Annotated in this window: 14 protein-coding genes and 1 pseudogene; 8 read left to right on the top strand and 7 right to left on the bottom strand. The window is 73.1% G+C overall.

Annotation, left to right across the window (positions count from 1 at the left end; all coding sequences use genetic code 11):
* Positions 1–124 precede the first annotated feature (124 nt).
* From ACZ7MY_RS42205 to ACZ7MY_RS42195, 3 genes are all read left to right on the top strand, one after another.
* Positions 125–2,068 (top strand): hypothetical protein, encoded by a 1,944-nt coding sequence (locus ACZ7MY_RS42205; RefSeq protein WP_499611569.1) that lies wholly within the window; start codon positions 125–127, stop codon positions 2,066–2,068.
* 11 nt (positions 2,069–2,079) lie between these two features.
* Positions 2,080–2,841 (top strand): hypothetical protein, encoded by a 762-nt coding sequence (locus ACZ7MY_RS42200; RefSeq protein ID WP_499611504.1) that lies wholly within the window; start codon positions 2,080–2,082, stop codon positions 2,839–2,841.
* Between the two features lie 88 nt (positions 2,842–2,929).
* The gene (locus tag ACZ7MY_RS42195) at positions 2,930–3,292 is read left to right on the top strand and encodes a UBP-type zinc finger domain-containing protein (protein WP_499611502.1); all 363 of its coding nucleotides are present in this window, start codon (positions 2,930–2,932) and stop codon (positions 3,290–3,292) included.
* Positions 3,293–3,322: 30 nt separating this feature from the next.
* Here the strand turns inward: ACZ7MY_RS42195 and ACZ7MY_RS42190 are convergent, their stop codons facing one another.
* The 4 genes from ACZ7MY_RS42190 to ACZ7MY_RS42175 form a co-directional block, all read right to left on the bottom strand.
* Positions 3,323–4,171, bottom strand: coding sequence for a thioesterase family protein (locus ACZ7MY_RS42190; RefSeq protein WP_499611499.1), 849 nt, complete (start codon positions 4,169–4,171; stop codon positions 3,323–3,325).
* 2 nt (positions 4,172–4,173) lie between these two features.
* Entirely contained in the window at positions 4,174–4,764 is a 591-nt protein-coding gene (locus ACZ7MY_RS42185; RefSeq protein ID WP_499611497.1) for a TetR/AcrR family transcriptional regulator, read from the bottom strand.
* A 126-nt stretch (positions 4,765–4,890) separates the two neighbouring features.
* Positions 4,891–5,742, bottom strand: a complete 852-nt coding sequence (gene fdhD, locus ACZ7MY_RS42180) for a formate dehydrogenase accessory sulfurtransferase FdhD (protein ID WP_499611494.1) — start codon at positions 5,740–5,742, stop codon at positions 4,891–4,893.
* A 5-nt stretch (positions 5,743–5,747) separates the two neighbouring features.
* Entirely contained in the window at positions 5,748–5,882 is a 135-nt protein-coding gene (locus tag ACZ7MY_RS42175; RefSeq protein WP_499611568.1) for a hypothetical protein, read from the bottom strand.
* Positions 5,883–6,264: 382 nt separating this feature from the next.
* Here ACZ7MY_RS42175 and ACZ7MY_RS42170 point away from each other — a divergent pair, with 382 nt between their 5' ends.
* The 3 genes from ACZ7MY_RS42170 to ACZ7MY_RS42160 all read left to right on the top strand — a co-directional run bounded on the left by ACZ7MY_RS42170 (position 6,265) and on the right by ACZ7MY_RS42160 (position 8,271).
* Positions 6,265–6,456, top strand: a complete 192-nt coding sequence (locus ACZ7MY_RS42170; RefSeq protein ID WP_499611492.1) for a hypothetical protein — start codon at positions 6,265–6,267, stop codon at positions 6,454–6,456.
* Positions 6,457–6,510: 54 nt separating this feature from the next.
* Entirely contained in the window at positions 6,511–7,470 is a 960-nt protein-coding gene (locus ACZ7MY_RS42165; RefSeq protein WP_499611565.1) for a rhomboid family intramembrane serine protease, read from the top strand.
* Positions 7,471–7,590: 120 nt separating this feature from the next.
* On the top strand, positions 7,591–8,271 hold the full coding sequence (locus ACZ7MY_RS42160; protein WP_499611489.1) for a GntR family transcriptional regulator: 681 nt from the start codon (positions 7,591–7,593) through the stop codon (positions 8,269–8,271).
* A gap of 40 nt (positions 8,272–8,311) precedes the next feature.
* Here the strand turns inward: ACZ7MY_RS42160 and ACZ7MY_RS42155 are convergent, their stop codons facing one another.
* Positions 8,312–8,827 (bottom strand): VOC family protein, encoded by a 516-nt coding sequence (locus tag ACZ7MY_RS42155; protein WP_499611487.1) that lies wholly within the window; start codon positions 8,825–8,827, stop codon positions 8,312–8,314.
* 71 nt (positions 8,828–8,898) lie between these two features.
* Between ACZ7MY_RS42155 and ACZ7MY_RS42150 the strand changes: the two genes are divergently transcribed.
* The gene (locus tag ACZ7MY_RS42150; RefSeq protein WP_499611484.1) at positions 8,899–9,537 is read left to right on the top strand and encodes a LysE family translocator; all 639 of its coding nucleotides are present in this window, start codon (positions 8,899–8,901) and stop codon (positions 9,535–9,537) included.
* A 28-nt stretch (positions 9,538–9,565) separates the two neighbouring features.
* Entirely contained in the window at positions 9,566–9,883 is a 318-nt protein-coding gene (locus ACZ7MY_RS42145; protein ID WP_499611481.1) for a chorismate mutase, read from the top strand.
* A 171-nt stretch (positions 9,884–10,054) separates the two neighbouring features.
* Here ACZ7MY_RS42145 and ACZ7MY_RS42140 read toward each other — a convergent pair whose 3' ends face one another.
* Together ACZ7MY_RS42140 and ACZ7MY_RS42135 are read right to left on the bottom strand one after the other, a co-directional pair.
* The gene (locus ACZ7MY_RS42140) at positions 10,055–11,449 is read right to left on the bottom strand and encodes an OFA family MFS transporter (RefSeq protein WP_499611478.1); all 1,395 of its coding nucleotides are present in this window, start codon (positions 11,447–11,449) and stop codon (positions 10,055–10,057) included.
* 287 nt (positions 11,450–11,736) lie between these two features.
* Positions 11,737–11,883, bottom strand: a pseudogene (locus tag ACZ7MY_RS42135) (formyl-CoA transferase); the annotation flags it as partial.

Here is an 11,883-nt window from a genome sequence, read left to right as displayed (position 1 = left end):
TCGCCGGGCCGGGCGGGCCTACGCTCGGTGATGCGGGGCCGGCGGCCGCTTCCCCGGTCCCGGCAAGGCCACCGACGCAACGAAGGGCCGGACCACCGTGGCAGCAGCGACCAGCACCGCGCCGGTGTACGTGACGTACCAGCGCGGCGCCCTGCACGACCTGCCCGACGACCCCGGCGCGTACGACACCGTGCTGGCCGGCGTCGCGCGGGAGGCGCTCGCCCGGATCACCCCGGAGGGCTGCCTGGAACGGCCCGGGGCGCTCCTCGACGTCGGCGACACCTCCCTGGGCGTCACCTCGCTGCTCGCCCTGGCCTGGCAGCGCTCCGGCGGCGCCGGGGGCATGCACGCCCACCTCGCCGAACCCGTACGCCGCAGTCTCGACTTCCACCTCCGTGAACGCGTGTACCGCCGCGACAACCCGGGCTACCCCAACCTGCGCCGCCGAGACTCCGGCGTCCCGTACGCCCGTTACCGCCTTCCCGACGGCGAGCACCCCCTCGGCGACTGGCCCAGCACCGTGTGGGCACTGCTCCAGGCCGTGAACCTCCTCGACGCCGCCGACGGCCTGCTCGGCGGCGAGCACCGAGCCGCCCTCACCGACCTGGCCCTCGGCTACTGGCGCCGGCTCACCGAGGTCACCTTCTTCAACCCCCAGGACGCCACCAACCAGGCCATCGGCTGCGTCGTCGGCGGTCTGATGCTCGCCCGCCACCTCCCCTCGTCCGCGGGCGCGGCCATGCGGGTCGCCGCGCTGCGGTTGTACGCGGAGGAGGTCCGCGCCCGCCGCCTCCCGGACCGCGGTGCCCTCCTGCCCGCCGAGCACGGGGGTGCGTACGACAACAACTACGGCCCGATCTCGCTCTCCTTCCTCGCCCAGGCCCACCGGGTCAGCGGCGAACCGGTGTTCGCCGAGGACGGGGACGCCCTCGCCCGCTACATCGACGCGCGGCTCTCCGTGTGCGGCTACGACGTCGGCGGCCCGCGCTACAGCGAGCAGCACTGCGGCTTCGAAGGGGTCCTGGGCCTGCGCTACTTCGGCCGGCGGGTGCGGCGCGACCTCGGGCGCTACCTCGGCGACACCCGCTGGGCCCGGCACGCGGCGGGCCCCCACGGCGACCTCGACGGGCACTTCGCCTTCATGCTCGTCTGGCAGGTCCAGGACCGCACCCCCTGGCACCGCACCCCGCGCACCGGCCCCGTCCGCCACCAACTGCGCCTGGGCGACGTCTCGGTCGCCTTCGACGACCGCCTCACGCCGTCCCTCGTCGAGGCCGGACGCACCCTGCTGCTGCCTGTGGCCGTCGGCCGGCAGCACGGCATCGGGCTCGCCGACCGCGGTCTGCTGCTCACCCGCCCGATGGGCCGGATCAGGGTCCGCGACGCACAGGCGCCCGGGCTCGCCGCGAAGCTGGTGACCAAACCCGTCGTCGCCCAGGAACGGGCCCTGGTCCACACCCGGTGCCTGTACGTCACGGACGGCACGCGGCTGTGGTTCGTGACCGTCCTCGAACGGCGCCCGGGCGACGAGCCCCGCCTGCTCGCCGGCCTGCCGTACGTGACGGCCGCGCACGGACGCCTCGTCAAGATCGTCACGGCCGGCGGCGTCCACTTCGCGGACCCCGGCGTCCGCCACACCACCAACGGCAGTCTCGTGCTCGGCGGAATGGCCGTCACGGGTGCCGCCGGACTGAGCCTGACGACGCCCGGCACGGACCACGGGGACAGCGCAGCCCGCTTCAACAGTCCCGCGACGATCGGCCTCACCCAGGAGGAGGCGGCCTTCGGCCTCGCCGCCGACGCGCGCGGCTTCGGCAACCCCGACGAGGGCTGGCGCCATGTCGTCGCCACCACCGCCCTGGAGGTGCCGCCCGTGCCCACCGCTCCCGACGGCCTCCACGTCCTCGCGGTGCGGTACGCCCCGGCCCACCTCGCCGGCGAGCCCTTCACCCCGTCCTTCGACCTCGCCGGGACCGACCTCGTCGTCAGCGCGGGGGAGTTCACCGCCGTCCTCGGTCCTTGGGAGGGGGACGAAAACGGCGAGCCGACACTGCGGCTGACGCACTGACCTCGGCGCTCGTGACCGCGCACCCAGCCCCCGTACCCGCCGAGTTCGTCCGCTTCGCGGTCGCGCTGGAACCCGACGAGCTCGCCTTCGGCCACGCCACCGGCCGTGTCACGGACGAGGACGCGCGATGGCTGGCCTTCCTGCGCCGGTGCGACCTGGGGGAGCGCGGGGGGAGGTTCGCCGCGCTGGCGGAGGCGGAGCCGGAGGTGTGGCGGCAGGCCGCCGCCGACGCGGGACCCGGTGCCGGGCGGGTCTGGGCGTACCTGGAGGGGCTGCGGCGCGGCGAGCACGACCCCGCCGGGCGGCGGGAGTTCCTGGTCGGGCGGGCGGCGGCCGGGCGGGGCATGAACTGGGCCGACTCCTCGGCGCTGCTCGGCACCGACCGGCCCGAGGAGGTCGACGCCGCCTTCGAGCGTGGGGAACCGCTGGTGGGCGTCGCGGTCATCGGGCTGGCGCTCACCCACCCGGACGCCGCCGCGATCCTGCCCCGCGTCGCCCGCGCGCTGGAGGCGCCGCACGAGGAACTGCGCCGCCAGGGGGTCGTGGCCCTGGCCCACGTCGCCCGGCTGCACGCCACGGTCGACGCCCGCTGCCTGGAACTGCTGCGCGGCCTGCCGCCCGGGACCGAGGCCCACGACGACATCATGGCGTACGTACCCTTGCGCAGGCTGCCGTGGTGGCTGCGCGCCCCCGGTTGCGCCCGCCGCCTGCGCTTCCTCGTCCGGCATCCCGGCAGCCTGCTGCGCAGTCGCCGGGGGCGGCGGGGGCCGTGAGGGCCCGTTCCGGTTCGCCCGGTGGCGGCACGTGAGGGCGGTTAGCATGCCAGGAGGACGTGATCGCGGTTAAGGAGGCGGGTCCACCATGGCGGACGACGTCACGATCCCCGGCATCGACCCCACGGCCAGGCCGAGCGGCGCGGGCTGCGCCGACTGCGGCGCCGGCCAGGGGCCGGGCTGGTGGCTCCACCTGCGCCGCTGCGCGCAGTGCGGGCACATCGGCTGCTGCGACTCCTCGCCCTCCCAGCACGCCACGCGGCACGCGAAGGAGGAGGGCCACCCGTTCATCACCAGCTACGAGCCCGGTGAGGAGTGGTACTGGAACGTCGAGACCGAGGAGTACTACGACGGTCCCGTCCTGCCCCCGCCGAACTCCCACCCGGAGGCCCAGCCCGCGCCTGGCCCCGCGGGCAAGGTCCCCGAGGACTGGCAGGCCCTGCTGCACTGAGGACGCACCGCGCCCCCGCGGGCGTCGCGGCTACGCGTCGCCCTGCGGCAGCCGTACCCGGGCCAGCTGCCGGGACTGCGCGACGAGGCGGCCGGCGGAGTCCCACACCTCGGCGTCCTCCTCCATGTAGCCGTCCGCGAAGTTGCGCGTGGAGTGCTTGAGCCGCAGCCACCCGGGCTCCGGCCTGGCCCGGACGTGGGCGGTCAGCTCCAGCGTCGGCGCCCACCCGGGTATCCCCAGGTCGAAGCTGGCCGGCGGCAGGGTGTCCACGGCGAGCAGCAGCATCAGCGGGTCCGGCTCGCGGCCGTCGGGCATGCGCAGCCAGCCCTGGACCAGGCCGCGGCCCGAGGGGGCGCCGACCGCCCAGCCGACGGTGTCCGGGTCCAGGCGCAGTTCGATGCGCTCCAGCATCGGGGACGTCTTCAGGAACTCCGGCGGCGCCGCGTCGGTGCCGACGCAGTCCTGCGGCGGCGGCATCTGCGGGGGAGTGGCGGAGGTGCGCACGTCGCCCGCGTGGTCGTGGCCGTCGAGGTCGCCGTAGGTCGCGAGCGCCCGCAGCCGCTCCTCGCCGTCCTGCACGAGGGAAACCACGCCGGTGGAGACCGTACGGCCGCGGCGCAGCGTCTCCGTGCGGGCGGTCACCGGGCCCGGCAGCGAGGTCGACAGGTAGTAGGCGCTGATCGAGAACGGATCCCGGTGCCCCTGTCCGTCGCCGCCCAGTTCCTCGGCGAGCGCCCGGCCGGCGAGGGCGAGCAGCAGACCGCCGTTGACGCCCATGCCGATCCGCCAGCCCTCGTGGAGCTCGGCGTCGTAGACCGAGGGCTCGCCCGGACGTGCCGTGACGGCCGTCTCGCGGTCGAATCCGTACTTCTCATGCATCGTCAGTGTTCCTTGAGGTCGAACGAGGTGAAGAGCGCGTCGAGCGCTTCGTCGATGGACGTGGCGCCGGTGCTCAGGGCCAGCGAGCCCCACAGCCACAGCTGCGCCACGCCGTGCAGGCCGGACCACACGGCGCCGGTCAGCGCCCGGGTGTCCGCACCGGGCCGCCAGCCCTCCGCCTGCGCGGCGCGCACGAGGACGAGGAGGTGGTCGTCGAAGGCCGACAACCCGGCCCGGCCGAGTTCCTTGTCCCGGGGGTCCAGCAGGTCGTGCCGGAACATCAGGGTGAACATCGCCGGTCGTCCCAGGGCGTACGCCACGTAGCCGCCGGACCCGGCCCGCAGCCGCGCGGCCGCCGAGGCGCCCTCGGGGCACGCGCGCACGGCCGCGCCGGCGCGGGCGCCCAGTTCCCGGAAGCCCACGGTGGCCACGGCGGACAGCAGCGCCGCCCGGTGCGGGAAGTGCTTCAGCGGCGCCCCGTGCGAGACGTCGGCGCGCCGTGCGATGGCCCGCAGGGTCAGCCCTTCGACGCCCTCGTCGTCCAGGACGGCGAGGGCGGCGTCGAGCAGGCGCGCGCGGGGAGCGGTGGACATGGTGGACAGTGTCCACTGCGAGGTGGACAGTGTCTACCTCGGGCCTTCGGCTACGGCGGGACCGGCCGGCGCAGGGGGCGCACCTCGCCGGCCGGTCCCGCACGCGTGTACGCGGGCCGGGACGGGTCAGACCCGCCCGGCCGCAGGCGCGGGCAGGGCGATCCGTTCTTCGCCCGCGTACACGTTCATGGAGGTGCCTCGAAGGAAGCCGACGAGGGTGAGTCCGGACTCGGCGGCGAGGTCGACCGCGAGCGAGGACGGAGCCGAGACGGCGGCGAGCACCGGGATGCCGGCCATCACGGCCTTCTGGGCGAGTTCGAAGGAGGCCCGCCCGGAGACCATCAGGATCTTCCCGGCGAGGGGCAGCAGGTCCTGCTGGAGGGCGCGGCCCACGATCTTGTCCACGGCGTTGTGTCGGCCGACGTCCTCGCGGAGGTCGAGCAGTTCGCCCTCGTCCGTGAAGAGCGCGGCCGCGTGCAGGCCGCCGGTCCGGTCGAAGACCCGCTGCGCCGCGCGCAGCCGGTCGGGCAGCGCGGACAGCAGCGCGGGCTCGAGCCGCAGCGGCGCGGGGTCGGTGATGGGCCAACGGGCCGTGGTGCGCACGGCGTCGAGGCTGGCCTTGCCGCACAGGCCGCAGGAGGACGTCGTGTAGACGTTGCGCTCCAGCGTGATGTCGGGGACCGGGACCCCGGGGGCGAGGCGCACGTCCACGACGTTGTAGGTGTTGGACCCGTCGACGGTGGCGCCCGCGCAGTACACGATGTTCGCCAGCTCCTGCGCGCCGCCGAGCACGCCCTCGCTGACGAGGAAGCCCGCCGCGAGCGCGAAATCGTCGCCGGGGGTGCGCATCGTGATCGCGAGCGGTTTGCCGTTGAGCCGGATCTCCAGCGGTTCCTCGGCGACGAGGGTGTCCGCCCGGTGGTCGACCGCCCCGTCCCTGATCCTCAGTACCCGACGTCGTTCGGTGACCCGTCCCATGTCGATCAGTCCCGGTTCTGTACGCGCTGGAAGCCGAATCGGCCCTTGTTACAGAGGTTGCCACGGGTGGCAGCGCCGTGGTCCGGCACGGTCACCTCGACGAATCCGTCGGCCCGGGGTTCTCCGCTTCCCGGACGAATACTGTGTACAGTATTCGTCTGCTAGGGGTCAAGGGGTCGTAAAAGCGGTCCCCGGCCGGCGTCCGGCCGAAGGGAGTTCGGCCGCAGTTCGCGGGGCGTTCCGAGGGCGTTCGGCGGGGACCTGAGCCGACGGGCCCGACCGCCCCGGCCGGGGGGAGTGCGGCAAGGGTGCGGCGCGGCCATCGGCGCGCCCGGTGCGTCGCGGGACACGGCCGTCGGGAGCCACGGCGCGGACGACCTTCCGCGCGGGGAAGGGAAGGCGACCTTCAAGGTGCGCCTCACCCCCGGACCGGACCGGCGCCCCGCGGCCGCACCGCCCCGACCGGTGAGGAGACGTACGGCGAGGGCCGGGTGCCGTCCGCCACCCCCCGGCACCGTCCGCGTGACGGAGGAAGACGTCCTCCGCCTCGTCGCCGGACTCCCGGACGCCGCCGTCTGCCCGGCGGCAAGCGTGCGCGACCCCCGTCTCCGCGGACCCGGGCGCAACGACGCCGCCGGCCTGACCGCGCTCACCGTCGTCCTCGTCGACCGGGCCTGCGGTCCGCGCAGGGAGGCGCAGGCCGCAGGGGTTTGACGCACTGCGCCCGGGCTGGGTACAAACGTGCGACTCCACCGTCCCGTACGCCACATGGGGGGCTTCGCGCTCGTGAGCACCACGGACACCGACCAGGGCACCGAGCCTCCGGTCACCACCTGCTACCGGCACCCCAAGCGTGAGACGTACGTCCGCTGCACCCGCTGCGACCGTTCCATATGCCCGGACTGCATGCGCGAGGCCGCGGTCGGCCACCACTGCCCGGAGTGCGTGAAGGAGGGCGGCCGGAGCGTCCGCCAGGCGCGCACGGTCTTCGGCGGCCGGGTGGCGGCCTCGGGCGTGCCCGTGGTGACGTACGTCCTGATCGCCCTCAACGTCGCCGCCTACCTCGGCGAACTGGTCCGCTCCGACCTCGTCGCGCGGTTCGGCGGCCTGGGGCAGGGGCTGCTGGGCCCCGACGGCCTGCCCTACGTCTACGACGGCTCGGTGTACCCCGGCTACGAGGCCATCGGCGTCGCCCACGGCGAGTGGTACCGCCTCATCACCTCGGCCTTCCTCCACCAGCCGCCGGACCAGGGCACCTTCGGGATCCTGCACATCCTGCTCAACATGTACGCGCTGTGGACCCTCGGCCCGGCCGTCGAGGCCCAGTTGGGGCGGATCCGCTTCGTCTCGCTCTACCTGCTCTCCGCCCTCGGCGGCTCCGTGCTGGCCTACCTGATCGCCCCGCAGCAAGGCGGTGTCGGAGCCTCCGGCGCGATCTTCGGCCTGGGCGCCGCCTACTTCGTCCTCAGCAAGCGCCTGCGCAACGACCCGATCGGCGGGCGGCAGCTCCTGATCGGCCTGCTGGTGTGGATGGCCGTCTCCGCGGCCGTCACCTCCTGGCATGCCCACCTCGGCGGCCTGCTCGCCGGCGGCGCCGTCGGGCTCGTCCTGGCCCACGCGCCGCGGAAGCACCGGGCCCTCTGGCAGGCGGCCGGGATGACGGCGATGCTGTTGTTGCTGGTGACCCTGACCGTCCTGAAGACCTCCCAGCTCACCGGGGCCGCATAGCCGGGCCCCGCGCCCGGGGAGTGTGAAGAGCGTCACCCTTGGGCGTGGTGTCCGCGCCGGGCGGCTGCGCGCGTAGACTGTAGACGAAAGCCAATCATCCCCGGAAAGGTTGGGGCGTCGATGCTGTCCAGCGGGCTGTCGCAGGGATCCGTGCCCAAGCTCCAGCGTCCGGGCCCCCTGCGCGAGCAGGTGTACGAAGCGCTGCTCGAGCTGATCATCACCCGCTCGCTCACCCCGGGCCAGCACCTGGTGGAGACCGAACTCGCCGGCCACCTCGGGGTCTCCCGGCAGCCGGTGCGCGAGGCCCTGCAGCGCCTCAACACCGAGGGATGGGTGGACCTGCGCCCGGCCCAGGGGGCCTTCGTCCACGAGCCCACCGACGAGGAGGCCGACCAACTCCTGGTCGTCCGCGCCCTGCTGGAGACGGAGGCGGCCCGCCTCGCCGCGGCCAACGCCACCTCCAAGGGCCTGGAACGGCTGGAGGAGCTGTGCGAGGCGGGCGAGGCGGCGGTCGCCGCCGACGACGTCGACGCGGTCGTCGCGGCCAACGCCGCCCTCCACGCCTGCGTCATGGAACTGGCCGGGAACACGGTGCTCGCCGAACTCGCCCGGCAGGTCGAGCGGCGCGTGCGCTGGTACTACACCCCGGTCGCCCGGCAGCGCGGCATGCAGTCCTGGGTCGAGCACCGCGAGCTGATCGCGGCCATCGCCGGACGCGACGGCGAGCGGGCCCAGCAGGTCATGCGCGCGCACACCGAGCACACCAGGACCTCGTACCACCAGCGGTCGCACGAGGACTGAGCGCGCCGCCGGTCGCCCGCCCCGCCGGGCTCCCGTCGCCTCAGAACAGCGGTTTGCCGTCGAACCGGCCGAGGTCCTCCCGGTACAGCTCCACGTTGACCCCGTTGGGATCGCGGATGTAGAGGCTGTCCTCCACGCCCCGGTCCGGCCCGAGGTACTCCGTGCCGGTCTCGTCCAGCCGGCGCTTGGCCTCGGTGAACTGCTCCGCGGTCACCGACAGCGCCAGGTGCTGCAGCCCGCCGATCGTCTCGTGCTGCTCGGGGTGCTCGTGGCCGGGGAAGTCGAAGAACCCCAGCAGGTTGCCGTGGCCGATGTCGAAGAAGAAGTGGCTGGAGCCCGCGTAGTCCCGGTTCTCCACCAGCTCCACCAGCGGGAACCCCAGGAACTCCTGGTAGAAGCGGATGGTCTCCTCGACGTCCCGGCAGATGAACGCGACGTGGTGCACCCCCGCCGCCCGCGTCGCCGGTCGCGCCGCCGGCTCGTGCAGGTACCTCCCGCGCAGTTCCTCCCGCCGGGCCCGTACGGCTTCCAGCTGCTCGCCCTGCGGCTCACCCATGATCGATCCCGCCTCCTCGTACCCGCGCTTAATGCGGTGCGCGGGAAGTTATACCCGATTAGCCTCCGGGCATGGTGTCCTTCGACCGACTCGTGGCCTTCGCCCTGGTATCGCTGGTGCTCGTGGTGATCCCCGGCCCCAGCGTGCTCTTCGTCATCGGCCGCGCGCTCGCCCACGGGCGCCGCGTCGCGCTGACCTCCGTCGCCGGCAACACGCTCGGCTCGTACGTCCTGGTGGTCGCCGTCGCCCTCGGCGTCGGCCCGGTCGTGGAGCGCTCGGCGCTGCTGTTCGCCGCCCTCAAGCTGGCCGGCGCCGCCTACCTGGTGTACCTGGGCGTCAAGGCGCTGCGGCACCGCAGGGACCTCACCATGGTGTCCGGGAACGCGGGAGCGGCGCGCGGCGCCCTGCGCACGCTCGGCGAGGGCTTCGTGGTCGGGGTCTCGAACCCCAAGACGATGGTGTTCTACGCGGCGGTGCTGCCGCAGTTCGTGGACCGCACGGCCGGCCACGTCACCGTGCAGATGCTGCTGCTCGGCATCGTCTTCAACGTGATCGCCCTGGTCTCGGACAGCGCCATGGGCCTGGTGGCGGCGGGCGCCCGCTCGTGGTTCGCCCGGTCCCCGCGCCGTCTTTCGCTGGTCGGCGGCGCCGGCGGCCTCGCGATGATCGGCCTCGGCGTGACCGTCGCCGCGACGGGACGTGCCGACTGACCCCCTTCCCGCTGGTTAGGCTGGGCGGATGGACGACGGACACGTGGACGACACGGCCGCCCTGGAGCGGCTGCGCCACCTGCGCGGCAGCATCGACAATCTGGACGCGGCCCTGGTGCACCTCCTCGCGGAACGCTTCAAGGCCACCCAGCAGGTGGGCGAGCTGAAGGCGGCGCACAACATGCCCCCGGCCGACCCCGGGCGCGAGGCGGAACAGATCGAGCGGCTGCGGCGGATGGCCGAGGACGCCCACCTCGACCCGGCCTTCGCGGAGAAGTTCCTGAAGTTCATCGTCGAAGAGGTCATCCGCCACCACAAGGCGATCGCCGCCGACCGCTCGGCCTGAACGCCGCGTGGGCCCCGGTCGTGGCGTTCCACGACCGGGGCCCACGTCATTCCGGCACCGTCCTCCTAGGACACGGGGGTGGTCCGGGGACGCCGCGGTGGACGGGAGGAACACCCGGTCGTCGGGCACGGCGTGCGGTGCCGGAGCCCCGGGTGCTCTCCGGTGGTCACGTCAGATCGCCTCCCTGCTGGTGGGCTGCGGGTTGGGCGTGATGTCCTTCTTCTTGGGGCGTCCCGGCGGGGTGAGGAAGAGCGCCACGAAGCCGGCGAACAGCGAGATCGAACCGGCGAGGGTGAATGCCCCGCTGTGGCCCCAGTGGCTGACCACGAAGGCGCCCATGCCGGAGCCGAGCAGACCCGAGACCAGCTTGGAGCTGTACACCAGGCCGTAGTTGGACGCGTTGTTGTTCTCACCGAAGTAGTCGGCCGTCATCGCCGCGAACATCGGGAAGATCGCGCCGCCGCCGAAGCCGGAGATGGACGAGAAGATCAGGAACAGCGGCAGGTTCTTGATGTCCGCCGACCACAGGATGCCGTACTGCGCGAGGCCGAGGACGAGGCAGACGAAGATCAGGCACTGCTTGCGCCCGTAGCGGTCGGACAGCCAGCCGATGACGCCGCGGCCCGTGCCGTTGACGATCGCCTTCAGGGACATGGCCGTGGCCACGATCCCGCCGGCGAAGCCCGCCTCCTCACCGATGTCGACCTGGAAGGCGATGCCGAAGATGTTCACGCCCGAGGTGCACAGCAGGCAGAACCACATCAGGGCCACCCGGCCGGTCCGCCACGCCTCGGCGGGGGTGTACTGCCGCACGGCGGGCGGGTTCTTCTCCATCGCGCGCCGGGCCCGCGGGTCGTCCGGCACCTTCAGCGGGTCGACGTCGGCCGGCCACCAGTTCTTCGGCGGGTCCTTGAAGAAGTAACCGGCCACCGCGACGGTCAGCGCGAGGAAGACACCGACCGAGACCAGCACCCAGCGGAAGTTGGTCAGGTTCATGTAGCCGGTGAAGAGGAAGACGAACGGCACCGAGCCGTAGGCGAAACCGCCGTTGACGAAGCCGGTCTTGCCTCCCTTCCGCTCCGGGTACCACTTGCCGACCATGTTCACGCAGGTCGCGTACACCATGCCGGCGCCCATGCCGCTGAACATGCCGAAGCCGATGTACGCCACGACGACGTGCGGTGCGTACGCCAGCGACAGGTAGCCCAGGAAGGTGCCCAGGGCGCCGCACATCATCGCGTAGCGCGCCGGCAGCTTCCCGGACTCGCGGAGCTTGCCCGCCGGGAAGGCCACCGCGGCCTGGAAGAACACCCAGACCCCGAGCATCCAGAAGATGTGCAGACTGCTCCACGAGTGCGCGGTGTGGAGCGTGTCCTCGGCGGACGCGAACGCGTACTCCGCCGAGCTGATGCCCATCATGCCTACCCACGGCAGGATGACCATCCACTTGCGCTTCCGGCCCATGATGTCCAGGTCGGTCTCGCCGACGCGGAACACCCGGCCGTTGTGGTCGGTCACCTCTCGGTAGGTGACGGGTGTTTGGGACGTCGATGTCGTTGACGCCATTGTCATGATTCCCCTGCCTCGAAAGAGTCTGGCCAGCGCCCCCTGGACCTGGGGCCGGCACGGGTCGGTCTCCGTGGAGTCCGACTCGTGCCGGCCCCCGTGCTCTTTTCGTGCTGTGCGGCGGGCCCGGTCCGCGCGTTCCTCGCGGTCCGGCCCCGTCACGGGTGGTGCTCCGGTCAGGGCAGCCCCGCTGCCCCGGCCCACCGGTGGACGGTGCCCAGCACCGCCGCCGGTTGCTCTGTGGTGTGCGACCGTACGTCGTCGCGCCCGTCGGTGTCCGCCATCGGTCAGATCACCCCGTCCGTCCGCAGTGCCGTCAACTCCTCGGTCGTGACACCCAGTTCGCCGGTGTAGATGTCGTGGTTGTGTTCGCCGAGGAGGGGTGAGCGGTGGATGGTGGTGGGTGAGTCGGAGAGTTTGAGGGGGTTTCCGAC

The organism is Streptomyces sp. NPDC111520 (assembly GCF_055635295.1).
Note: the sequence above shows the minus strand (reverse complement) of the source record. Positions and strands in the feature narration are given on the sequence as shown.